Below are 24,712 nucleotides of genomic sequence, written 5' to 3'. Positions count from 1 at the left end.
TATCTTTTCACTCTTAAAGACAATGAACTTATCAATTTAATATTTTAGCACAGACGATTCAAAATAATTTTAATATATGCAAACAAATTAAAAGTTTTTAGAGAATGGAGGGGTGAAATATGGGGAAAATTGAATATTAATCTCTGGTAAAGAAAGTTGATAAGGGGGAAAAGAAGGGCATGGAAAACTTCAGAAAGTGTGGAGCAATTGTACCCGATACCTTTTATCCTGTTCCAAAATTACAGGACTATGTCCACTTGGGAACAGTAAAATCTTTTGCCAAGGGCAGTACAGTGGTTTTTCCGGGAGAAGAGCCACATGCAATCATTTATGTATTAAGCGGTAAGATAAGAGTTGACTTGGTTTTTGATGATGACCGGGAAAGATTAATGTATTTTGCCGGCATGCACACTTTTGTAGGCAGGTTATTTGAAACATATCATAATCTTCATATTATTGCGATGGAAGACAGCAAGGTCTGCTTATTCAATGAAGAGCAGCTTGCAAGAATTTTCCGTGAGGACCAACAAATTATTTTCGATGTGATAAGGAACTATCTCTCTAAAACATCTTATTACATGAGGCAAGTCGCCGAGATGGATTATTTTAATCCGGCAGTTCGAGTCATACGGCTGTTGTATGAACTTTGTAACTCTAAAGGTACAGCAGGGGCTAATTATTGTGAAGTAAATAATGACTTATCTTTAACGAGTATCTCAGAAATTACCGGGGCCCACTATGTAACCGTCTCCAAAGCATTAGGTTACTTAAAAAGACATCATATCCTGGAAAAAAAGAGGGAGAAAATATTTGTTTATGATATGGAAAAACTCAAAATGTTGACACATGAAACGCATATTTTTACCGGTCATGAAAGCAATCCTATTTCATGATAACGACGATGATAAATTAAAAAAATATCCTAAAAAGGATATAGATTTAATCCGCGACATAAATTGAACGATACTGATTTAATACAATGTACCTGTAACGATTTAATTTCCACTTGGAAAAAGGGGAGGTGAAAGAGCTATGGGTACATTTTTGGTCTTTTTAGCGGGTCTGTTATTTCTCGCCGGTATTCTTTTTATTAAACCTCGCGCTCAAAAGGAGCTGAGGTGGAAAACGATCCTTAACTGGAGCCTGTATGTTGTATGGTATGGGATAACCTGGATCGGGATTTCCTTTATTTTCATCAATGCCTCAGTCGGGCATGTTAAAGCAACAAGCACGGCAATATTCCTGTTCCTAGGGATATCGGTAGTGCTTGCAGTTGTCCTGGCCCGTTTACTCGGTTTCATTGGTGCTAAGAAAAAGGAAACTACATTACAAGCTTAACAGGGGGGATAAAGTTGGAGAATAACGGTCAGAAAAAAGAGTTGCAAATCAACCGCAGAAATTTTCTGAAAGCAGGGGCCGCTGCAGCAGTATCGATGGGAATTATGGGCACAATAGGTACGAAAACTGCTGTTGCAGCTGAGGCTGCTGTTGGATCAAGCGCTGCCAGAAATGGAGCACAATCTAAATTAAAGCCCAGTGGACAATATGGAGCTGCAAAAGTCAAATTAGCTCAATACAATAATGAATGGCTTGGTACCTCGAAGATCGTTGGTGAAATAAAAAATATAAGCGAAGCAGAAGCAGGCTTTTCACAGGCTGGCCGCGGCTTATACGGCCCTGAAGCCCAACGAGGCAGGATGTATTTTGTTAGAAAGGCTCCGGAAGGGGCTGCCGAGAATGATACTTTAGTGATTTTGGCTACAGAGGCTGCAGTGCAAGGCAAAGTATCTCCTGTTAAACTGAGTATTCCCGATCCGGAACAAATGTCTCAGAACATCAAAGACTTTGCCTATTACCTGCGGGCCGATGAAGTTGGAATTGGCCGTATGCCGGAGTATGCTTGGTATTTGGATAAGATTACAAATCCGAAAGCGTTGGCAATGAATGATGTGGCCAATGCAGTTACTCCGGTAACGGATAGACTTCCTTACGTCATCGTCGTTGCGATTGACCAACATCTGGAGACGATGCTAGCGTCTACGGGGTATGATTCAATCAGTATTGCGCAATCGTTTAGGGGCTACCATGCTTCCGGTGTCGTTGCTGTCACGCTTGCTAACTACATTCGGAGCCTTGGTTACAATGCCCGGGCCCATCACGCTCGCAATTATAAAGCAGTGATGACCCCTTGCGTCATTGCCGCCGGTCTTGGTGAATTTTCCAGAACAGGCGACTGCGCTATTCATCCACGTTTAGGTTTCCGTCATAAAGTTGCTGCCGTTACGACGGATTTGCCGCTGCTTCCTGATCAACCCATTGATTTTGGTCTGCAAGATTTTTGCAGGGTATGCAAAAAATGTGCGGACAATTGTCCGGCCGGCGCCATTACCCAGGATGCGGATCCTATTGAGTATAACGGTTATCTGCGCTGGAACAGTGACTTTAAAAAATGCACCATATTCCGTACAACGAATGAAGAAGGCGCTTCCTGCGGCCGCTGTATGAAGGTCTGCCCCTGGAACACTAAAGAGGCGTCCTGGTTCCATGATGCCGGGGTATGGATCGGCAGTTCTGGAGAAACTTTATCTACGTTGCTCAAGTCCATGGATGATATGTTCGGGTACGGTACTGAGCAAGTCGAAAAGTACAAGTGGTGGCTGGAGTGGCCGGAATTATGGCCTACACCTGAAGTACTGCCAGGCCTTCAAAAATATTAATCTATAGCCTATGGCATTTTGACGCATTAATGATGGCCAATAAATAATAACTTTAATAAAAAGCAAACTAACCACGGAGTATTGCTAAGCTACGAATTTAAGTAGCTTAGCAATACTCCTTTTTTATGTTGCGTGCCCAGCTAAGCACGTAGAAGACTTCTTTTCGCGCTGTGTCTACTCTGCTTTGGGCAATGAACGAGTATTTTTAGTAGTTCATTATAGGCGCTTAGCATGTTGTCACGGTTCTCCCGCTCTTCCGTCGGAATCCCCAGGAGGATGACCGCCTGGGAAAAACTAAGATTCGAATCCGGATTCGAATCTGACAAGTTCCCGCTTTTTATGAATATTAGGCAATATTGAATATGTACTGATTTCCAAACCGTGAAAAATGTTATCATGGTTTAAACAATTAGCCATTACCACTATTGTATAGTTAACATAATAAGCGTTTGAACGTTTCGATTCTAACTTGATCTATGTGTTCTATTTAATTCTAAATCAATCACAAATTATTAGAGGATCAGGATAAATAAATTCATTAGTCATAATAAAATAATTAGAAAGGGGAAATGTAAACATGAAGTCAAGGTTGAATCAAAGAATACCAGGGACGTAATGATAATTGGGAAGTTAATCATTGATTATCGTAAGAACTTATAAATTTATTATGGTTTGACCTCTTTTTAGAAAGTATATTAAATCAATCCTAAAATGGGGTGTAAAAAATGAATCCTTCAACGCCACGTAAGAAAATGCAAAGGCAAAATAGCGGGAGCAGTATAGAACAAATAAAATTTGAGATGATTATTCCCGATTCTTTATATCCTGTCGAAAGACTGTATAAGTATATTGAGTTAGGAACTATAAAAACTTTTAAGAAAGGCAGTGCCGTCCTTATACCGGGAGAAGAACCCAAGGCTCTCATTTATATTCTATCGGGTAGAATAAGAGTTAATTTGGTAGTTGATGATGGAAGGGAAAGGTTTATTTATACTGCCGGTAAATACAATATGATGGGCAGATTATTTGAAGCTTATAACCAGTATTATATTGTTGCGCTCGAGAAAACAGAGATTTGTTATTTTACAAAACAGCAGTTGGAACAAATTTTTCAAAAAGATCAGGAAGTTTTTTTTGATATTATAAAAAACTATCATGCTAAAATTTCTTATTACATGCGGCAAATGGCTGAAATGGATTTATACAATCCCACGATCAGGGTGGTAAGGTTATTATATAAACTGTGTATGACGAAAGGTGTTGCCGTAGGAGATTCGTTTGAAATACAAATCGACCTTTCCCTGAAAAGGATCTCGGAAATCACAGGTGCACACTATGTTACAGTCTCGAAGGTGTTGGGCGGGCTGAAAAAAAAGAATATCATCGAAAAGAATAAGAATACAATCATCATTCATGATCTGAAAGGATTAAAACGCCTGACGCAGGAAACGCACATTTTTAGTAATCAAGGCAGAAGCTTGGATAACGATTTGTTCCCTTTGTAAAAAATAATAGAAATGTTAAAGTCGTGATAAAACTTTGGGCATAAAAATTTAAATATAATGTACCCATAACAGGTTATTTCACCGGAAAGGAGGTGAGAAAGTTATGGGTACATTTTTAGTTTTTCTGGCGGGCGTTTTATTTTTAGCCGGCGGACTCTTTTTAAAGACCCGTGCCAAATATGAACAAAATTGGAGGACAATTTTAAACTGGACTTTATACGTTGTGTGGTATGCAATAACCTGGATGGGGATTTCTTTTATCTACATCAATGCCTCGGTCGGACATGTTAAGGCAACAAGTACAGCAATCTTCTTGTTTGGAGGAATCTCTGTTGTATTAGCTGTTATTCTGGCCCGTCTATTAGGTTATATCGGCGTCAAAAAGAAGAGCAATGAATCGTTGCAGGCTTAATGGTCAAATTCAGTAAAGAAGGTGTAAAGATGGAGGATAAAAAGCCAAGCTTAAGTCGACGTGGATTCCTTAAAGCTGGCGTGGCGGCGGCAGCGGCAGGAGTCATCGGTGCAATTAATCCGGATGCTCTGAAAGCTGAAAATGCTTCGTTGGTTTCGTTGGATTATGCATCGCCCGCGAATGGCAACTGGTGCAAACTTGTGCCTAAACCGAATTACGGTGGAGCTGCCGTACGTTATGCGGAGCACAACGACGAATGGTTGGGTACATCAAAGATCGTAGGCGAAGTAAAAAATATAAGTGAGTACGATAACGGTTTTACCATGGCGATCCGTGGAGAACTGGGCGAAGTACCGCGTTGGAACTATGTGACACAGGGCAAACGTGACCCAATGGCTGCAGGATTTGGTTATGCCATTGGTTTTATAAGTACAGACCAAGCTGTTGTCGGTCCGCCGCCGAGGAAGGAAAAACTGCCAGTACCTGATCCTGAAATTATGTCCAAGCATATCAAAGACACGTGTTATTATATGCGGGCTGACGAAGTCGGCATCGGCAAAATGCCTCCTTACGCATATTATTCTAATAGAATCTCGCCGACACATGGGGACTATGCCACCGGCAAAGTTGACCCTCTGCTTCTCATGAAGGAAATACCTGTTACGGAGCGGCTTCCTTATGTTATCTGTGTCGCTGTGGAGCAGCATCTGGAAACGTATATGGCCTCTACCGGTTATGACGGCATTGCTAAAAGCCAATCTTACCGTTGCTATCACGCATCAGCCAATATTTCCATTATGCTGGCTCAGTATATTCGCTCGCTTGGCTATCACGCCCGGGCCCACCACTTTGCCAATTATGCTTCAGTGATGGGGCCGATACTGATCGCGTGCGGTATGGGAGAACTGACACGAACCGGTGACTGCGTTGCGCATCCGCGTATGGGTTTCCGCAATAAGGTTGCGGCTGTTACGACGGATCTCCCGCTTGTCCCTGATAAGCCGATCGATTTTGGAATGCTTGATTTTTGTCGAGTGTGTAAGAAGTGCTCAGATAATTGTCCGGGTAAAGCGATCTCGTTTGATGATGAACCCGTAGCATACAACGGCTACCTGCGTTGGAACAGCGATTTTAAGAAATGCGCAGCCTTCCGTACGGGTAATCAGGAGGGCTTCAGTTGCGGACGCTGCATCAAGGTCTGTCCTTGGAGCTCCAAAGAAGATTCCTGGTTCCATGAGGCCGGCGTTTGGATCGGCAGCCATGGAAAACAATCAGCATCTCTTCTCAAACAAATCGACGATATGTTTGGATACGGCACTGAAGAAATCACGAAATACAAATGGTGGCTGGAGTGGCCTGAGCTATTTCCTATGCCGGCCGGATATCCGCCGACTCAAACGACTCAGCCAACTCAAACAACTCAAACAACTCAAACAACTCAGTCGTCTAAATAATGATTTGTCTTCATTCATCATTGATGGAGAATCAGATCATATGATTTGAATAATTATTATGAAATAATATTCGGTAAGATACGGTGTGCCTTTAAGTACGCCGTATTTTATTTGCAACGCAAAAAGCGCCTTTACATATTAAGCGTAAAATAATTCACGAAATTGCAATTTTAAATAGAATAGGGTAAGGGGCTAAAGAAAAAGAACCCAAGCAGCAATTTTTTGGTAAACCGCCACGATTTTCTGAGAACCGGGGCAGCAGTTGCTGCTATGGGTGTTATGGGTACAATTGCAACGCCATCAAAAATGGCCAATTGCAACTATAAGATATTATAGTACGATTAATTCAAAAAAAGTTTAGCAGGAATTAATTAAATTAAAATATTTGATGTAAATACGCAAAATAGTAGGGTTCACTATTTATTTATGTAGTCCCGACTACTTAGTTTCGTATGCATCACTGGATAGAATAATATGATTGGGATATTTCAATTTAGTTAAAGCTGTATTGTATTTTTATTTAGATTAAGATGCTTTTGGTGTCAAATTTAAGTATCTGAGTATAGCTAAAGTATTTGAGCCACTTTCATAATATTTTCAGCGGATAATGCCAATTCGGACATGGAAGCTGTGATTTGCTCAGAAGCAGCAGCTTGGCTTTCGCCTAATCCGGAGGCTTGGATGACTTGACTAATTAACTTCGTGGATTCGTCTTTAATAGAAGAAACGATTTCTTTTATATCTTTGATTGAGGAAGTACTGTTGGTAGCCATCTTCCTTATTTCTTCCGCGACAACGGCAAATCCGCGTCCTTGTTCGCCTGCCCGGGCGGCTTCAATAGCGGCATTAATGCCTAGGAGGTTAGAGTTGGCTGCTAGATCATTAATAAATTTGAGAATTTCATCGGTTTTTTTGATTTCTTCCAAAACTTTTTCGCCCCTGGATTTTATTCCTTCCAATTCCTGAGCCAGTTTCATGGCAGCGGCGGACAATTCCTCGGTTGTTGCTGTGACCTCCTGCGAAGAGGCGGACAAAGATTGTGCTGTGTCGGTAAGTAAATTCTGGGTTTTCAGATTTAAGGCCAGGCCAATGCCTCCGATTATTTTACCGGTATCATCTTTAACCGGAAAGGAAAAGGCTTTAAAGGAAAAACCAAACACTTCTGTAGGGACTGTCATAACGATTTGCTGGCCGGTCCGTACCGCTTCAGTAAGTGCATCACCCGGAGGCAGTGGTTTTCCTATGACGTTGAAAGGCAGTCTTGTTTTTTCACTTTCGACACTGTTAAGATACTTTTCGGTATCAGAGAGGGCAATCATGTTATCCAGAGGTATCATTTTGTGAAAGTAAGGGAGTGCTCTATTGAGACATTCCAGAATATCAGCTCCATTACCGACCTCAGGGCTATAAGGGTTTTCCTGATTTGCATTTTCCATAATAAATCCTTCCTTTGGAAAAATAAAAATATGAGAAATAATGAACGGAAATAATAAATAACCACTCTTATCGAGTGGTTATCACATAGAAAGTCTATCATGTTATAATATTGGGCAATTTAGCTTATGCTAAATAAATCCAGGCCATTTAGTTTCTACTAAAAAAAATATATAGAAAAAAATATAATATCATACTAAGGTTTGCAATTGTTTGAATTGCAAAGCAAAACCAAAAGGATCTTCTGTCTTTTCTCACCATCTCTTGCAAGGGAAGGAAGTGATGTAGGAAATAAAAAGTATAAGCAGATAAGTAGTCTTTTTGTAAACCAAGTATTTTTGCCTGTGAGAAAGTTATCAGTAAAAAATTAAAGGGGAGAATGTAAGTATGGAAAAAACAAATAGTTATTACATCTTACCGAATAATTTTTATCCCATTAAAAAGCTGCAAAATTACATTCACATGGGAGTTGTCCGAAATTATTCTAAAGGACAATCCATTGTCTTGCCCGGAGAGTTGATATATAAGATCGTTTATGTGCTCTCTGGAAGATTAAGTATAAGCTTTCTAAATGAAGACGGAAGGCAAAAATTAATGTACTATGCTGATCCTCATACCTATGCCGATAGATTATTTCCATTTGACGATTGTTATGTTCATGTTATTGCAGAAGAAAATAGCACAGTCTGTTTTTTCTCCAAAGAAGAACTTCTTGAAATTTTCCAGCAGGACAAAGAAGTGCTCTTCGATTTCATCACAAACTACTCATCAAAATGTGGCTATTTTATGCGGGAGGCCAAGGAGATGGTTCTTTATAACCCAACGGTTCGGGTCTTACGCTTACTTTACGAGCTTTGCCTCACCCAAGGGAAGTCGGTTGATAATGTCTATCAAATAGACATTAAACTATCTCAAAAGGCTATTTCTGAAATAACAGGTGTACATTTTGTGACGATAAGCAAAATATTTGGACTTCTAAAAAAAGAAAATATTTTGTATAAAACAACAAGCAAGATCACGGTTATTGACTTGGAACGGCTTAAAGAATTGATTAATAAGTGGATGGAACTTTGACACAAATTTACCGTTTAATTCTTTTCATCAATGAGTATAAGACAAAACACACGTAAAAAAGTTAATGGATGTTAATTTGAAACCAGTTAAAGTAAAAAATATAAAATTTTTTGGCCTAATAAATAATACATTTATGTGAGACTAAAACTCTAAATTAAAATTATGCTTAAAATAAATATGGAGTTGCAAATTCCAAAAGAAATTTGGGTAAGGAGGTGAAAAGAATAATGAGCACATTTTTAATCTTTTTGGCAGGGATTCTTTTCTTGGCTGGTGTCCTTTTTATCAGACCTCGTGCAAAGCAGGACAAGACTTGGAAGAGCGTGGTTATTTGGACCTTATATGTAATTTTCTTTGTGGTCGCTTGTATAGGAGTTTCCTTTGTTTACATCAATGCCAGTGTAGGACATGTCAAGGCTACAAGCACAGCAATATTCCTGTTTGGGGGGATTTCGCTGGTTCTTGCTGTAGTCCTGGCCCGCGTATTAGGCTTCATTGGTACGAAGAAAAAGGCCGAGTCACTAAAGGCTTAGAGGAGGAAAGTGAATGTCCGAAATTTCAGGAAATAAAGAGAAAGAATCCAAGCAGCAATTTTCGGTAAGCCGCCGCGGTTTTCTGAGAACCGGGGCAGCAGTTGCCGCTATGGGTGTTATGGGTGCAATTGCAGCTCCATCAAAGATGGCGAACGCAACGGTTAGCACGTTGGGTTATGAGGCAGCAGGCAAGGGCAAATGGTCAAAACTGAAGCCGCAGATGAGTTACGGAGGAGCCTCGGTTAGTTTTGTGGAGCATAACGACCAGTGGCTTGGGACAAGCAAGCTCCTTGGGCCGGTTCAAAGAACCGACGAACAGGACGGGGGATTCTGCTTGGCCATCAGAGGCATTTTGGGTGAAAAAGCAAGATACGGGTACTTCCAGCAAGCTCCAAGATATCCGCTGGGAACCGGATTCTTAATTCCCCTTGGGGCAATCAGCGGGGATAATATGGTGGATGGACCCGTTAACCCTGAAAAACTGCCGATTCCGGATCCTGAACAAATGTCACAGCATATCAAAGACCTTGCTTATTATCTGAGAGCTGACGAAGTAGGAATTGGCAAAATGCCTTCCTATGCTTATTACGCAAGTACAATGGCGCCGCCGCAAGGAGCGTATGCATCAGGCGCAGTTCCCCCTGATGCCCCGATCTCAAAAGCCCCTGTGACAGGCAGCCTGCCAAATGTTATTGTTGTCGCGGTAGAGCAGCATTTGGAAACCTACTTGGCAACGACCGGATATGACGGAATCTCCGTATCGCAATCGTTCCGTTGCTATCATGCTACAGCCAATATTTCTGTCATTATGGCGCAATACATTCGGAATCTAGGCTATAATGCGAGAGCCCAGCATTTTGGCAACTATGAAGCCGTAATGGGTCCGTGTCTGATCGCTGCCGGAATGGGCGAACTTACCCGAACGGGGGACTGTGTTGCGCATCCCAGATTTGGATTCCGGACGAAAGTCGCAGCTGTCACCACCGATTTGCCGTTAGCCCCGGATAAACCGATTGATTTCGGGATGTTGGACTTCTGCAGAGTTTGCAAAAAATGTGCAGATGAATGTCCTTCTAAAGCAATCACCTTCGACGTCGACCCAGTAGAACATAACGGCTATCTGCGTTGGAATACGGATGCCAAAATTTGCACGACTTTTAGGGCCAGCAATGAAGAAGGCGTCAACTGCGGCAGATGTATTAAAGTGTGTCCCTGGAATTCCAAAGAGGATTCCTGGTTCCACGAAGCAGGCATTTGGATTGGCAGCAAAGGCCAAGGCGCTGCAAAACTACTTAAAGGCATCGATGATATGTTTGGCTACGGAACGGAAATCATTGAAGATTATAAGTGGTGGCTCGAGTGGCCTGAACTCTATAAAATCAAGATGCCAAGCTAAAGGTACAGTCAGTCATCAAGCATCATGTAGTCAAAAAGTATAACGGATAATTTCATGGGGGCATAACGAAACTTAGCTTCGTTATGCCCCCTCAACGTATCCTTATGGTATTTTTGCATTTACCCTCTTATAAAGGGCCTCTAACTTGTACTATAGTACAAGTTAGAGGCCCTTTGATTTGCGAACTTTAAACTACAATACATTGTTTGACTAAGAGTGGTTATATATAATAAGGCTAAGAAGTAAACACAATTTACACATAAGTAAAATTTTCTGATGATAGTAAGCTATTTTGTCGCGCGTGCAATACAATTGTGCTGAAGTACAAAATTATTATTAGCGAATAAAGTCGGACTCAAAAATGCCATTTCCGTATTTTTAGTTTCCGCCCTCGCTGTTTTGTTTTGGAGATGAAACTGAATTTAGCTCTGGTATCATTTGTTCTGTCTTTCCTCGGAGCTAGTATCGGTATCTATGTTATTTACTGTGTCCGCACTTAGGAAGGCGACAGGATGAAAAATAATAGTTAATTCAAATAAAGGGGGGGATATGAACTGAAACTAGAATCATATCTAGAGATATCAAGTGAACTTCAACAATTATTTTACGATGATGTTTGTATTTCAATATGTGACACACAGAAAATTTTAGCCCGCTGCAACGGCAAAAAATTTTCTTTACCTGCATCAGTGGGCGATGAGTTACGTGCCGGCTCGCCTGGTTATGAGGCAATCCGTATTGGAAAAAGAGTCGTAAAGAAAGTTCCCAAAGAAGTTATTGGTGTTCCTCACATTGGTGTGGGATATCCGATCATTGATGAAGGAAAGATTGTTGGTTGTGTAGCGGTGGCCCTTTCTGAAGAGCGTTATGAAAACATTGTGAATGCTGGACAAGAAGTGTTGGCTGCTGTGCAGGAAATCTTAGCATCCACTGAAGGTTTATCAAATGAATTTCAAAATATACTTGCTACTACAAGATCTATGGTTAGAGAAACCAGGCAGGTCGATTCAGAAATTGAGAACATTGATGATTTTGTTCATAAGATTAAGAGCATCTCGATGCAGACCAATATTCTCGGATTAAATGCCGCTATCGAGTCTGCGCGGGTAGGTGAACTAGGAAGGGGATTTGCAGTAGTTGCAGATGAAGTACGTAAGCTTGCTGATGACACTAAATTATTAACGACAGAAATAGTCCAGATTTTAAGCAATGTCAAAAAGTCCGTGTCCGATTTACTCGATAATGTTGAACAGTTCAGTAATGCAATTGAAGATCAAGCCATTGGCACACAGGAAGTAACTCAGACAGTCGGTCAAATCGCAGAAATGGCCGAAAAAATGGTTGAATTGGGTCAGATAGAAAATTGAATTCTTAAGCAATAAGGATGATTATTGAACCTAAATACAAAGGAACTTAATTTAAGCAAAACGGCTAAATCAACCTGCAAAATACCGTTACGACTGTATTGTACGCAATAACATGGAAATAACACCGAGCGGGAGAAAGTCAGAATGTCTTATATGTCGTATGTTTCATTATTAATCATTGGTATCATCGCATTTGCTATTCCCTTAGTAGTTAACAAGATTAAGCGTGTTTCCATTCCTATAGTTGTTGGTGAGATTATTGCTGGAATCATCATTGGAAAAAGCGGATTTGACTTAATTCAAGGGAGTGAATGGCTGAGTTTTCTCTATAATTTAGGATTCGCCTTTCTCATGTTTATGGCGGGAATAGAAATAGATTTCAACTTAATCATTTCGCTTGCAAAGACACAAAAGGTCAAATGGCATCAGCACCCGTTAATTATGTCATTGATTCTATTTTCCACAACGCTTGTCCTATCTCTATTAGTAGCTTTCGGTCTCAAATGGATTGGGCTTATCCCTGATGTTGTAATTTTTACAATTATTTTGTCCAGCACCTCTGTCGGAATAGTAGTACCCATACTTAAAGAACGAGAAATGTTGTCCAGTAAATATGGACAAATTATATTGTTAAGTTCTCTGTTTTCCGACTTTTTCACAATGATCCTGTTGTCTTCATACATCACGTTTATAGCCACAAATTCGTTGATTAAGCTTTGCTACATCTTACTATTCATACCGATTTTTGTTCTAATCTGGAAGCTTTTGGACGTCGTGTTTAAATTACCAATGATGGAACAATTGGCGCATAAAAATTCACAAATAAAGGTCCGGGGTGCGTTTGCTTGTCTTATATTGTTTATGGTAATTGCTCAATTCTTAAATACTGAAATAATCCTTGGTGCATTTTTAGTAGGACTAATCATTTCTCTAATTAGTGATCGTAAAACGTCGCAGATTTTTCATAAGTTTGACGCCATAGCCTACGGAATATTCATTCCTGTTTTCTTTATTATGGTGGGAGTCAATTTTAACGTCAGAGATATTCTGAATAATCCTAGCTCGTTTTATCTGTTACCGGTTCTGGTACTTGCAGTATATGCTGTGACTCTGGCACCGACGGTATTCTTAAAAATCAACTATTCATGGAGTAAGTCGATAGCGGCAACCACATTATTGTCTTCCAGATTAAGCCTAATAATTGCTACAGGCACTATTGCCTTAAAACTAGGAATTATTAACGGTAGCTTGTTCGGAGCAATCATTTTAGTGGCGATAATAACTTGCACACTTTCGCCGCTCATTTTCAACCATTTGACAAAAAAATGACTTTCTAGAAAGAGACATTGGTAAATTTTTAATGATAAAAAGAAAGGAGCAATGAACTATCTATATTCAATAGGAACAATATCTTTTTGGCAAGGAGGGAAGAAGTTAAAATAATTTTATTTTTATTTCATTTTAGGTAGGACTTAATCTTCAGGATATGTATAGCACTATTTTCTTTAATCAAAAATATTGGTTTCTGAGACTTGTAATAACAAATATCAAGCAAAACATATTTTCTGTATAGGTAACAAATTTCAATAAAACAATTTGTTATTTATCAAGTGAGGAGTACAAGATTATGAAATATGATGAACATGATAATGCTTTAGCCCGGTATGAGCTTAAGCCGGGTAGCCGCGAGTGGATCGAGTACTATGAGAAGCATCCGGACCTTGAGAAGACGGATTTAAGTCAGTTTGATTTACCAGGAACGCTTGGCGTAGGGGCGCGTGTAGATAATATGGCGTGGCAGTCGCTGATGTCCATTCTTGGGCAATTGGGACAAGAGGATATGGTGGATGGACCGGTGGATCCTGTGAAGATTGAAATGACGCCGGAACGTGCTGCGGAAAAAGTTAAAGGTTTTGCGAAACATATTTTAGGGGCATCCGTTGTTAAGATCGGGCCTCTGAATCAGGAGTATGTTTATAGCGTTAAAGGACGAAGCTATCATCGGCATGGTGGAGTAGAGATACCTGTGGGGTTGCCCATTAATTTACCGCATAAAAATGCTATCTTTTTGGTTGAAGGGATTAATTACGATATTTTAAAAGGAGCCCCTAAAAAAGAGATTATGCTTGAGATTTTTAGGGCATACTCTAAACTTGGTCACATGGCGGTGCTCATGGCAAGGTTTATACGCAATATAGGTTATCCTGCCCGGGCTCATATCGTGACTAACAATCAGGTTATATTTCCTCCGGCTGCGATTGATGCTGGTGTCGGAGAATTAGGGAGAAGCGGAATTCTGATTTCCAAAGAGTTTGGTACTGCAATGAAAATGTCGGTCATTACAACAGACTTGCCATTGGTCTATGATCGGAAATCGAAGCTGGGAGTCGATGATTTCTGTAAAAATTGCAAGATTTGTGCTGAGAATTGTCCGGGAGCGGCCATCAGCATGGATGATGAGAAACAAATCATCAGAGGAGTGGAGAGATACCGTTTCAAAGCAGAGAACTGTTTTAAGATATGGAATAAAACAGGGACTGATTGTGGTGTGTGCATGAGTGCCTGCCCCTATAGTAAACCACCTTCTTTGGAGCACTCTTTCGGACTTTGGTTAGCAGCTAAAGGCGGAAGTTTCCCAGGTATTTTTTTGACCAGGTTAGAACGGCTAATATATGGTCCTCATTCTCCGGGAAAACATCCTCACCCTCAATGGATGGAAGAACCGCCGGATGTCTGGAAAGAATTCCGTTTTGACCGGAGAAAAGAATAGGTCGGTAGTTTGTCTAATTTGTTATTCTGTGAAGCGAGGAGCTGGAAATTATGAGATATGATGAACGTGATAATGTTTTAAGCCGATATGATGAGCTGCATCCGGGTACACCAGAATGGGAAGCGTACTATAAAAAGCATCCCGATCTGGAGAAGACGGATTTAAGTCAGAAAGAATTGCCTGGAACGCTAGGCGTGGGAGCACGTGTAGATAATATGGCGTGGTTATCTTTGATATCGCTTCTTAGGCAATTGGGCCAAGAGGATATGGTGGATGGACCAGTCGATCCTGTGAAGATTGAAATGACGCCGGAACGTGCTACTGAAAAAGTCAAAGGTTTTGCCAAAAATATTTTAGAGGCATCCGTTGTTAAGATCGGGCCGCTGAATCAGGAGTATGTTTATAGCCATAGGGGAAGAAATTTTACCCGGAAAAATGATATTCCGATCGGGACACCGATTAATTTACCGCATAAGAATGCTATCGTCATCGCCGAGGGGATGGATTACGATATCTTAAAGGGTGCCCCAAAAAAACAGATTATGATGTATATTTTTAAGCTGTATTCAAAGCTCGGTTATATATCGGTACGTTTAGCAAGAGCGATCCGCAATATGGGGTATCCGGCCCGGGCGCATATCCTGACCAATAATCAGGTTATCTTTCCGCCGGTTGGCATTGACGCCGGCATCGGGGAATTAGGCCGAAGCGGGATTCTGATTTCCAAAGAATTCGGTATGGCTTTTAAAATGACGGTCATTACAACAGATTTGCCATTGGTCTATGATAAAAAGTCTAATCTGGGAGTCGATGATTTCTGTAAGAATTGTAAAATTTGTGCTGAGAATTGTCCGGGAGCGGCCATCAGCATGGATGATGAGAAAGAAATCATAAGGGGAGTGGAGAGATATCGTTTCAAAGCAGAGAACTGCTTTAGAATATGGAACAAAACAGGGACCGATTGTGGCGTATGCTTAAGTTCTTGCCCTTATAGTAAACCGCCTTCCTTGGAGCACTCTATCGGGCTTTGGTTGGCAGCTAAGGGTGGAAGTCTTCCGGGCATTTTCCTGACCAAATTGGAACGGCAAGTCTATGGTCCGCATGATCCGGGAAAATATCCTGATCCTGAATGGATGGAAAAGTCACCCGATGTTTGGAAAGAATTCCGCTTCAATCGGAGAAAAGAATAGCGCTGTTCAGGCAAAAAAAGACCTCTCGGCTCAATCGGGCCGGGAGGTGTCTGTTTATGTGCAGCGTGCCCAGCTAAGCACGCATTATCTGGCTGGTGTAAAATTAAAAGTCCTGTCCAACGGGCGACTCAAGCAGATAGAATTACAAATTGGCAATATTGATGTTACTGAATTCCAGTAATTTGATAGAAAGATAAATCTGCAGCCGTTCTTCGGCATTATCCAGGTTTACGCCGGTGAGCTCTTTTATTTTATTAATCCTGTAAAATAAAGTGTTCCGATGGACGCATAAGGTGCTGGCCGCCTCATTAGGCGAATTCGTATAGTATAAATAATACTTTAATGTTTCTAAAAAAGGTGTTCCGTTGGATCCTTCCTCTTTGGCCAGGTAGATAACCGCGGGATGGCAGAAATCAATAATCTCGCTATGGGAAGAGATTAGTTCTGTAAGAAAATACAGCATGTTTTTTTCATAAAGGCAGAAAGGCTGATTATTGCGTTGGGCGAATTCACTAGCCTTTAAAGCCTGGTTGTAATATTTTCTGCTTTCCGACAGCCTGGTAAATGGGATGCTGACACCGGCAAAAAGAGCATTGGCGCTTAAATATTCGGTAAATTCCGAACCGGACTCTTGGAATAAACTGAGGCTGATTGAATTATCGATGAATACTACGAGTTCATTTTTATAGACAATACATTTATCACTGGGAATAAAAGATTGCAAAGATTGGATGATAAATGGAATTTTGCTTTCAAAAGTGTTACTTAGCTTATTACTTATTATCATGATTTGATATGTTTCTGTACTCGGCCACTGCAAATAATTAAGCCGTTTTCTGATAGAATCTTCATCATGAATTTTCTTATCCAGCAAGTCCGTTAGAAAATAGTTGGGTAGTAAATTTTTGCTGATGCTAAAGAAGTCATTTTTTTGCAATTCTATGGATAATAATTTCCGAAGAGGCTCGATAAGCTTAAAATCGATTTCCTGAAACTGTTTGCCGGCCTCATAAATTGCTAGTTGAGCAACTTCTATACCTTGGATCTGGATGATAGTCGAGAGGGTTCCATTGAAACGTTCCGATTTTCTCACGTACTGGGAATATCCCTGGCTGCGTGTCTTTGAATAAATGTGATTATCACGGATGAAGGAGATGGTATTGGCGTTGACATATTTATCGCCATTTTTATCTTCGGTTAGTTCGACAATATTAACAGCATCCTGCGATAAAGCAAGAACTTTAAAATTACTATCGTGCAGAAGCATTGGATGTCCAAAGATTTCTGTCGCGGTATCAATAAGGGGTTGCAACCCTTGATTTGAATAAATGGTGTCGAATAATTTTTGCATGTACCAAGATAGGTTAACTTCTTCATTAATTATGACGGCGACATGATTTAAAATTTCAAATGGGGTTATTTCTGAATTAGCAACGCAGCAAAGATTAAGGTTCGTTGCCCGAAGATATAATTCTGGGAGTGCTGTGTCTTCTATGCAAAGCAGAGTCAAGTTTATATTAGACGGTATTGGCGGCAGAGCAGATGCGAATCCGATATAAAGGCACCCGGGAATATAATGTTGAAGTTCTTTCTGTATCAAGGCGTAAGAGTGAATACTTACCGTGTCATCCTTAAAAGTCAAAGAACATGGAACGAGCGTATTTAGATGGTTTACTATATCCGCTAATTTCATATACCCTCCTATTACGGATGGTCTATTTGTATTATAGTACAAATTATTCATCCGTTGATTTACAAACTTTAAACTCTAATACATTGTCCGGTTAATAGTGATTATATATAATAAGGTCAGAAAAGTAAACAAATTATAAATATAAAGGAAATTTCTGATAACAATAAGCTGTTTGTTTACTTGCATATGAGATTTGTGCTAAAGTCTAAATAATTATCTATCCAATGTTTATGGAGCAACCTGATAAGAGGTTTGTTGCTTACAATATTTAATACGATAACTCTCATTTTGGAAGAATATTATCAGAAAGTTTATTGAAGGTAAGGAAAGGAGGAAGAAGCTCAAGAAAGTATGTTCAATGAGTAGTTGTATTTACAGAAAAGGAATGAAAGGGTTCTGGCTTCGGACGTATACTATCGAGGATTAATTAAAGGAGATGAGTTGTTTGAGTAAAGTAAATGTTTCAAAATTAATCGGATCGAGTAAAATGAATAGTTTTTTTGCCTTGGTGGCAATATTAGCTTTCTTAGGGCTGTTATTTGATGGATATGATCAGGGGGTTTACGGTAATTCCCTTCCTGCGTTGATGAAAGATACAGGTATTGCGCCAACAGTTTTCGGACTGATTGGTAGCTATACTCTATATGGAATGATGGCAGGCGGAATCATATTTGGAATGTTAGCTGACAGGATAGGTAATAAAAAAGTATTCATGTTGGCTATAGGCTTTTACGCGGTTTTCACAGGCATGATGGGAACTGCGACCGAGGTATGGCAGCTTTCTTTATACCGGGTTTTAACCGGAATGGGTATTGCCGGAATTGCCCCTGTCACGTTCGCTTTGGTTGCTGAATATAGTCCTTTAAAAAATCGTGTTAACCTGATTAGCGCAACGACTCTTGGAGTGCCGCTCGGAACAATGTTCAGTGCTTTGGTAGGTAAGGCTATTATACCGGAATATGGCTGGAGACCTATGTTTTTGCTTGGCTTTATTCCCATTGTTTTAATATTTATCTGTGCTGCTTATTTACCTGAATCCATGCAGAAATTGATAAAAGACGGCAAAAGAGATCAAATTCAAAAGTTGTTAAAAAAATCTGCCCCTGAACACACTCCCGGCGCTGATGAACAATACGAAGTAGATATCAAACCTTCTGAAAGAGGATCTTTTCTTAGCTTGTGGAAGGACGGCATGGCTGTGAATACGATTTTATATTGGGTAATCATGGCGCTATGTATGTTTATTGTTTACGGCTTAATAACCTGGCTGCCGAAAATTTTGATGGGTGCAGGATATAACTTGGGATCCAGTCTTACGCTCATGATTACTTTCACCCTCGGGGCAATACCAGGTATACTTATATCAGGCCCGATATCCAATAAAATTGGACTTAAAAATACGCTTATTGTATATTCAGTGATCCCTGCCCTTGTTGTTCTGCTTTTGATGTTGAAACTAAATATTACTCTGGTATCAGTTGTTCTGTTTATCCTTGGAGCCGGTATGTATGGCTTAATGGGATTGATCTATGTATTTGTATCGGTCGGCTACCCGCTTGCCTTCCGTGGAACAGGGTTAGGATGGTCCAGTGCTATGGGGCGTTTCGGCGGATCCTTCGCACCAATTATTGGAGGGATGTTAATAGCACAAAAGGCATCTTTAATGACAAACTTTTTGATATTTGCAACCGCACCATTTCTTTTGATAATGATCTGTGTTGTGGTTTCCCAACTAACCGCCAAGAAAGCCACCGCGCCCTCCATTAACAGTTAAAAAATAGTCCGTATACTACTCCTCGAATTTGAGTTTCAAAGGTCGTTAAGTGAACAATGAATTTGTCTATAGGGCAAATTCATTGTTCACTATGAAACAAACTTTAAATTATAATGCATAGTTGCAATGTAATTATATATAGTATATCCCAAAGAGTTAACAAATCTAGGCATGGACTGTAATTGAGTAATGTGGATAGATAAAAATTGCAATTGGTAGGAGGAATTAATATGGATGATATTCAAGCTAGATACGAGCAGCGGATTGAAGACATTAAAACAACAGCTAATATTAAGGAACCGAAACGTGTGCCCATCATGGCGGCTATGACGGCTTTCCCGATTGCTTACTCGGGTTCTAAAACAAGAGAACTTATTAACGACGGAGATAAGTTGGCAGAAAAGTGGACGAGTATTTTCGATGATATTTATTTTGACTGCAGCTTGAGCTGGGGCACAATGGTTCGAATGAAAATGGTTGAAACGCTGCAGAGTAAAACTTATTTTATTTCTGAGGATGAAGTAACCATTCAACATTCGGAAAACACGCCGATGCTTTCTGAAGAGTATCCGGAGCTAATCAATGATCCAATAACATTTATGGCAAACAAAATTTTTCCCAGAAAATTTCCTGCGCTTAGCAGGCCATATCCTGAAAATGTTGAGGCGTTAAAAAAAGCTGTACTGGAAATGGCCGAATTTGCCAGGGATACCGGAAAAATAATCGAGAGGGGCAAAAATATATATGGCGTGGCTCCGATTGTCGGTAGCAAGCTTTACCCTCCTCTTGATTTGATCTTTGACAGGTTGAGAGGATTCCAGGGGCTTTTTGGAGACTTGAGAAGAGTTCCAGAACAAGTGATTGCGGCTTGTGAAGCTTTGTACCCGATCTATATGCAGGTATGTGAAAAAGGCTTAACAGGAGAATATCCTTATGCGGTCACAATGTTGCATTGTCCGGCATTTTTGGGTCCAAAAAGCTTTGAGAAATTTTTCTGGCCCACTTATAAAAAAATGTTGTTAAGGGTGAATGAACTTGGTACAAAAACATTAATGTTTTTGGAAGGCAAGTGGGAACCATACTATGATTTCCTAAGGGAACTTCCGAAAGCTTCAATACTCTGCTATTTGGAAGCGGATGATATTATTGAGGCTAAAAAGAAACTGGGAGATAAATTCGCAGTTCTTGGCGGTGTACCTACCAGCATGCTTAAGTATGGCAATAAGCAAGAATGTATCGATGAAGCGAAGCGGATTATTGATGCATGTGCTCCGGGCGGTGGATTCCTATTTACCACTGAAAGAGCGCTAATATCACCAGCAGATGTAAATGTCGAAAATTTGAAAGCCGTCAATGAGTTTGTCCACGCATATGGCGCATATAAGTAAAGGGGGACCTAATATGGAGAATGAAAAGACAGTAATGGATTTGTTGGATGAATTAAAAAACCAAACAGATTGGCAAACGGATGAAAAAACCAGGGAAGCTCTTGTTAACAAGTTAATCTTGTCGATGATTGAAGATTAAGGGCGGATTAATTGTAGCATTAGCTTAACTAATTAGTTGAAAGATAAGGATTTATCAATCCTTGTTTATGCGAATAATCAACTTGTAATACAGGAAGAGCAATTAATACAATATAGGTCGAGTTACGCCAGCCTTTCATATATGCTTGCAAATGAGGGGTACGATATTGATGTTAATTTTCCGGAAGAGGACAAACCTGAACATTAAAATTGTATAAAATTAGCACGAAATGGTTTAGGGATCTTGTTGAAAAGTTGGTCTTAATCAATAAAAGGAGATGTTTTACAATGGTAGATTTACAGGTATTGACCCAGGCCATGGGAAATCTTAATGAAGAACAGGTAGTGGGGATTTTAAATGAATTTGTGGCAAAAAATCCTAGTAAGAATGAAGCTGAAGAGGTCGTAAATGCTTGTCAACAGGGAATGGCAATAATTGGGGATCTTTTCGAAAAGGGTGATTATTTTGTTGGCGATCTGATTTTCGCTGGGGAATTGCTTACATCTGCAATGGAAACGCTTAAACCCTTTGTAGGCGAACAAAATACGAAAAAAGTTGGAAGAATCCTTCTTGCCACTGTTCGAGGTGACTTGCACGATATCGGAAAGAATATTTTCAAGAGTATGGCAGAGGCGGCCGGCTTTGAAGTGATTGACATTGGGATTGATGTACCTGCTGACACCGTTGTCGAAAAAATAAAAGAAACAAAGCCTCAAATAGTAGGTATGAGTGGCGTTTTAACTATTGCGTTGGACTCTATGAAAAGTACAGCGGAAGCTATTAAGGATGCCGGATTGCGTGAGCAAGTGAAACTGATTATTGGCGGAAACCCTGTCACTGCGGAAGCTTGCAAGAACATTGGTGCAGATGCATTTACCACGAACGCTGCTGAAGGTGTATCAATATGTGAAAAATGGCTTCAAAAGGCTTATTAAGCCAGTAGGCCCCTAGTAAGGCCTGCTGGATCTGGTCATCAGATATCCGATGGTGACTTCATTCTTAGAATAATAGTAATCAATAAAATATTTTGAAAGCAGTCTCGTTACTACTCAACTTTTGAAGGCCCGCTCAGATAAGGCAACCTCGCCGTTGGCGGCCGCCGGTTCCGGCGTTAAGGTGCACCCCGGTTCCCTGGAGGGGAGAATGTGAGTATGGAAAAAATAACAAACAATTATTACATTTTGCCGAATAATTTTTATCCGATGAAAAAGTTGCAGAATTATGGTCATCTGGGAACAATCCGTAATTATGGTAAGGGTGAATCTATCGTTTTGCCGGGGGAATTAATCCACAAAATCATCTATGTGATTTCCGGAAGATTAAGCATCAACTTTCTGAACGAAGATGGAAGGCATAAAGTGATGTTCTATGCTGACCCACTTACTTTTGCTGATAGGTTATTTCCTTTTGATGATTGTTTTGTCCATGTAGTTGCAGAAGAAAGCAGCACAGTATGGTTTTTTACGCAAGAACAGCTTTTTGAAATTTTTCAGCAGGACAAAGAAGTGCTTTTCGATTTTATTTCATGCTATTCATCTAAATGCGGTTATTTTATGCGGGAAGCCAAAGAGATGATCCTTTATAATCCTTCGGTTAGGGTATTACGTCTACTTTATGATCTTTGCCTTACACAGGGAAAGTTAGTAAACAATGTATATCAAATAGACATTAAGCTATCTCAGAAGGCAATTTCTGAAATAATAGGCGTTCACTTTGTAACAATAAGCAGAATATTCGGATTCCTTAAAAAGGAAAACATTTTATATAAAACCACGAATAAAATCGTAGTTATTGACTTGGAAAGACTTAAGGATTTAATTAATGAATGGATGAAAAAATAAAATCCCGTGGAACATAACGGCTATCTGCGTTGGAATACGGATGCAAAAATCTGCACCACTTTTAGGGCCAGCAATGAAGAAGGCGTGTACAATCTCATGCGGCGCACCGTCTAGGTGCGTCGTATTTTTAATGTCCTAAATTGTATTTTGATTCAGAAATAAAAGAAAAAATTAAAAATAAAATTTTATTAGCAATGATAACATCGTTTTTTTTATATCATGCTAAGATTGTTCCATAAAGCTTCATTTTGAAAACACTATAACACAGGTTGTACCGGATTTCAGGAGAAGTGTTTTGGAAACAGAGGAGGTGAAAAGAACATGGGAACATTTTTGGTATTTCTGGCAGGTATTTTATTTTTAGGCGGCATTATATTTATCAAACCGCGGGCTAAGCAGGATTTAAAATGGAAAACAATTCTCAATTGGGTTTTGTACGTTTTATGGTTTGTGATTACTGGCACCGGGATTTCTTTTATCTATATTAATTCAAGTGTAGGACATGTAAAAGCAACGAGTACTGCCATATTCCTTTTCTTAGGTTTATCGATCGTTCTGGCAATTGTGCTGGCAAGATTTTTAGGTTTCATTGGAAAAAAACGCAATCAGCAAAATACAAATTTAGAAACATAGAGGTGAAATGCAATGTTTAGATCTTCGGATCACGAAAATAGTCAAAAGGGGTTCCAGATGGACCGCCGCAAGTTTCTGAAAGCCGGGGTTGCTTCAGCTCTTACAGCGGGAATGGTCGGTGCGATGAACGTTTTGCCGGCTGAAGCCGCCGAAGCTGTGAAGAACACAGCAGTTCCCCAAACTGGAGCCAAATCCAAACTTCATCCTGTTGTGGATTATGGCGGCTCGAGTGTCAGTTTTGTTGAGCATAATGACCAGTGGCTGGGGACAACCAAAATTGTAGGAACGATTAAACCGTACCACGAAGCGGAACAGGGCTTTTATATGGCCAATCGTGGAAAATATTCTCCGGAGGCACAGCAAGGATTTTATCATTATAAGTTTGTCATGAAACATCCATTTGGTGCTGCCATTGCCCAGTTTGCAATGTCGCTTATGGCCCCTCAAATGGTGAGCGGACAGCCGTCTCCGCAGAAACTTCCGATTCCCGACCCGGAACAAATGTCACAGCATATTAAAGATGCTGCCTATTTTTTGCGCGCTGACGAAGTGGGAATCGGCAAAATGCCGGAGTATGCTTATTATACCCATAAGGCTCCCAGTCAGGACGATTTGATGAAAGACGACCTGTCAAAGTCAATTCCTGTGACGGAACGGCTTCCTTATGTTATTGTGGTTATGATTGACCAGCATTTAGAGACCATGCTGGCTTCTACGGGCTATGACGGCATCAGTGCTTCCCAGTCCATGCGTTCTTACCATTCGACCGGCGTAGTTGCGGTTATTCTGGCCAATTATATTCGTGGCCTGGGCTATAACGCCAGGGCTCATCACTTCACCAACTATGCTTCAGTCATGCCGCCTCTTATCATGGCTGCAGGGATGGGTGAACTATCCAGGACAGGTGACTGTACGGTTCATCCCCGGTTAGGATTCCGCCACAAAGTTGCGGCTGTGACCACAGACCTACCTTTAGTTCCGGATAAACCGATTGACTTTGGGTTACTTGATTTCTGTCGCGTCTGTGCTAAATGCGCAGATAATTGTCCGTCAGGCGCTATTACCCATGACCGGGATTTGGTTGAATACAACGGATATTTGCGTTGGAACAGTGACTTCAAAAAATGCACGGAATTCCGTGTAACGAATAAAGAGGGTTCTTCCTGCGGCAGCTGTATGAAGGTATGCCCCTGGAATTCCAAGGAAAAATCCTGGTTCCATACTGCAGGCACCTGGATTGGCAGCAAAGGAGAAGCTTCTGCTAGTCTCCTTAAGAAAATTGATGATATGTTCGGTTATGGTACCGAACAGATTGAAAGATATAAATGGTGGCTGGAGTGGCCGGAACGGTATGACATAACGGCACTCAAGCACTAAGACGTTAACGATCAA

General features: G+C 40.4%; 23 protein-coding genes. 20 read left to right on the top strand and 3 right to left on the bottom strand.

Going from position 1 to position 24,712, the window contains the following annotated elements; translation table 11 throughout:
* Positions 1-179 precede the first annotated feature (179 nt).
* From C1I38_RS03910 to C1I38_RS03900, 3 genes are all read left to right on the top strand, one after another.
* On the top strand, positions 180-893 hold the full coding sequence (locus C1I38_RS03910; protein ID WP_119776357.1) for a Crp/Fnr family transcriptional regulator: 714 nt from the start codon (positions 180-182) through the stop codon (positions 891-893).
* Positions 894-1,032: 139 nt separating this feature from the next.
* Positions 1,033-1,338 carry a hypothetical protein gene (locus C1I38_RS03905; RefSeq protein WP_020492123.1) on the top strand — a complete coding sequence of 102 codons (306 nt, stop codon included), beginning with the start codon at positions 1,033-1,035 and terminating at the stop codon, positions 1,336-1,338.
* A 14-nt stretch (positions 1,339-1,352) separates the two neighbouring features.
* The gene (locus C1I38_RS03900) at positions 1,353-2,717 is read left to right on the top strand and encodes a reductive dehalogenase (protein WP_119776358.1); all 1,365 of its coding nucleotides are present in this window, start codon (positions 1,353-1,355) and stop codon (positions 2,715-2,717) included.
* 140 nt (positions 2,718-2,857) lie between these two features.
* Here the strand turns inward: C1I38_RS03900 and C1I38_RS14415 are convergent, their stop codons facing one another.
* On the bottom strand, positions 2,858-3,115 hold the full coding sequence (locus C1I38_RS14415) for a DUF3102 domain-containing protein (protein ID WP_348980943.1): 258 nt from the start codon (positions 3,113-3,115) through the stop codon (positions 2,858-2,860).
* Positions 3,116-3,442: 327 nt separating this feature from the next.
* Between C1I38_RS14415 and C1I38_RS03890 the strand changes: the two genes are divergently transcribed.
* The 3 genes from C1I38_RS03890 to C1I38_RS03880 all read left to right on the top strand — a co-directional run bounded on the left by C1I38_RS03890 (position 3,443) and on the right by C1I38_RS03880 (position 6,088).
* A complete protein-coding gene (locus C1I38_RS03890; RefSeq protein WP_020492125.1) occupies positions 3,443-4,222 on the top strand; it encodes a Crp/Fnr family transcriptional regulator in 780 nt (259 codons plus the stop codon).
* Between the two features lie 103 nt (positions 4,223-4,325).
* Positions 4,326-4,634 (top strand): dehalogenase, encoded by a 309-nt coding sequence (locus C1I38_RS03885; protein ID WP_119774720.1) that lies wholly within the window; start codon positions 4,326-4,328, stop codon positions 4,632-4,634.
* A gap of 29 nt (positions 4,635-4,663) precedes the next feature.
* Entirely contained in the window at positions 4,664-6,088 is a 1,425-nt protein-coding gene (locus C1I38_RS03880) for a reductive dehalogenase (RefSeq protein WP_243103637.1), read from the top strand.
* Positions 6,089-6,654: 566 nt separating this feature from the next.
* Here C1I38_RS03880 and C1I38_RS03870 read toward each other — a convergent pair.
* Entirely contained in the window at positions 6,655-7,524 is an 870-nt protein-coding gene (locus tag C1I38_RS03870; protein WP_119774722.1) for a methyl-accepting chemotaxis protein, read from the bottom strand.
* A gap of 385 nt (positions 7,525-7,909) precedes the next feature.
* Between C1I38_RS03870 and C1I38_RS03865 the strand changes: the two genes are divergently transcribed.
* From C1I38_RS03865 to C1I38_RS03835, 7 genes are all read left to right on the top strand, one after another.
* A complete protein-coding gene (locus C1I38_RS03865; protein ID WP_119774723.1) occupies positions 7,910-8,596 on the top strand; it encodes a Crp/Fnr family transcriptional regulator in 687 nt (228 codons plus the stop codon).
* 227 nt (positions 8,597-8,823) lie between these two features.
* Complete coding sequence (locus C1I38_RS03860; protein WP_119774724.1) at positions 8,824-9,129, top strand: dehalogenase; 306 nt, start codon at positions 8,824-8,826, stop codon at positions 9,127-9,129.
* A 13-nt stretch (positions 9,130-9,142) separates the two neighbouring features.
* Complete coding sequence (locus C1I38_RS03855; RefSeq protein WP_119774725.1) at positions 9,143-10,525, top strand: reductive dehalogenase; 1,383 nt, start codon at positions 9,143-9,145, stop codon at positions 10,523-10,525.
* 689 nt (positions 10,526-11,214) lie between these two features.
* Positions 11,215-11,892, top strand: a complete 678-nt coding sequence (locus C1I38_RS14225; RefSeq protein ID WP_243103635.1) for a methyl-accepting chemotaxis protein — start codon at positions 11,215-11,217, stop codon at positions 11,890-11,892.
* Positions 11,893-12,036: 144 nt separating this feature from the next.
* Positions 12,037-13,221, top strand: coding sequence for a cation:proton antiporter (locus C1I38_RS03845; protein WP_119774726.1), 1,185 nt, complete (start codon positions 12,037-12,039; stop codon positions 13,219-13,221).
* A 298-nt stretch (positions 13,222-13,519) separates the two neighbouring features.
* Positions 13,520-14,662 carry a reductive dehalogenase domain-containing protein gene (locus C1I38_RS03840; protein WP_119774727.1) on the top strand — a complete coding sequence of 381 codons (1,143 nt, stop codon included), beginning with the start codon at positions 13,520-13,522 and terminating at the stop codon, positions 14,660-14,662.
* A 50-nt stretch (positions 14,663-14,712) separates the two neighbouring features.
* The gene (locus tag C1I38_RS03835; protein ID WP_119774728.1) at positions 14,713-15,852 is read left to right on the top strand and encodes a 4Fe-4S dicluster domain-containing protein; all 1,140 of its coding nucleotides are present in this window, start codon (positions 14,713-14,715) and stop codon (positions 15,850-15,852) included.
* 142 nt (positions 15,853-15,994) lie between these two features.
* On the opposite strand, the gene C1I38_RS03825 is transcribed toward C1I38_RS03835, so the two are convergent.
* Positions 15,995-17,545, bottom strand: coding sequence for a helix-turn-helix domain-containing protein (locus C1I38_RS03825; protein WP_165904965.1), 1,551 nt, complete (start codon positions 17,543-17,545; stop codon positions 15,995-15,997).
* A 445-nt stretch (positions 17,546-17,990) separates the two neighbouring features.
* On the opposite strand from C1I38_RS03825, the gene C1I38_RS03820 reads away from it, so the two are divergent.
* The 7 genes from C1I38_RS03820 to C1I38_RS03790 all read left to right on the top strand — a co-directional run bounded on the left by C1I38_RS03820 (position 17,991) and on the right by C1I38_RS03790 (position 24,697).
* Entirely contained in the window at positions 17,991-19,319 is a 1,329-nt protein-coding gene (locus tag C1I38_RS03820; RefSeq protein WP_119774731.1) for an MFS transporter, read from the top strand.
* A gap of 230 nt (positions 19,320-19,549) precedes the next feature.
* Positions 19,550-20,707 carry a uroporphyrinogen decarboxylase family protein gene (locus tag C1I38_RS03815; protein WP_119774732.1) on the top strand — a complete coding sequence of 386 codons (1,158 nt, stop codon included), beginning with the start codon at positions 19,550-19,552 and terminating at the stop codon, positions 20,705-20,707.
* A 13-nt stretch (positions 20,708-20,720) separates the two neighbouring features.
* Entirely contained in the window at positions 20,721-20,846 is a 126-nt protein-coding gene (locus tag C1I38_RS14330) for a hypothetical protein (RefSeq protein ID WP_282432344.1), read from the top strand.
* A 287-nt stretch (positions 20,847-21,133) separates the two neighbouring features.
* A complete protein-coding gene (locus tag C1I38_RS03810; RefSeq protein ID WP_119774733.1) occupies positions 21,134-21,781 on the top strand; it encodes a cobalamin-dependent protein in 648 nt (215 codons plus the stop codon).
* Positions 21,782-21,997: 216 nt separating this feature from the next.
* Positions 21,998-22,687, top strand: coding sequence for a Crp/Fnr family transcriptional regulator (locus tag C1I38_RS03805; RefSeq protein ID WP_119774734.1), 690 nt, complete (start codon positions 21,998-22,000; stop codon positions 22,685-22,687).
* 321 nt (positions 22,688-23,008) lie between these two features.
* Positions 23,009-23,320 (top strand): dehalogenase, encoded by a 312-nt coding sequence (locus tag C1I38_RS03795; RefSeq protein ID WP_119774735.1) that lies wholly within the window; start codon positions 23,009-23,011, stop codon positions 23,318-23,320.
* A 12-nt stretch (positions 23,321-23,332) separates the two neighbouring features.
* Positions 23,333-24,697 carry a reductive dehalogenase gene (locus C1I38_RS03790; RefSeq protein WP_119774736.1) on the top strand — a complete coding sequence of 455 codons (1,365 nt, stop codon included), beginning with the start codon at positions 23,333-23,335 and terminating at the stop codon, positions 24,695-24,697.
* Positions 24,698-24,712 lie beyond the last annotated feature (15 nt).

It is taken from the genome of Dehalobacter sp. 12DCB1, from assembly GCF_004343605.1.
Taxonomy (GTDB): domain Bacteria; phylum Bacillota; class Desulfitobacteriia; order Desulfitobacteriales; family Syntrophobotulaceae; genus Dehalobacter.
Note: the sequence above shows the minus strand (reverse complement) of the source record. Positions and strands in the feature narration are given on the sequence as shown.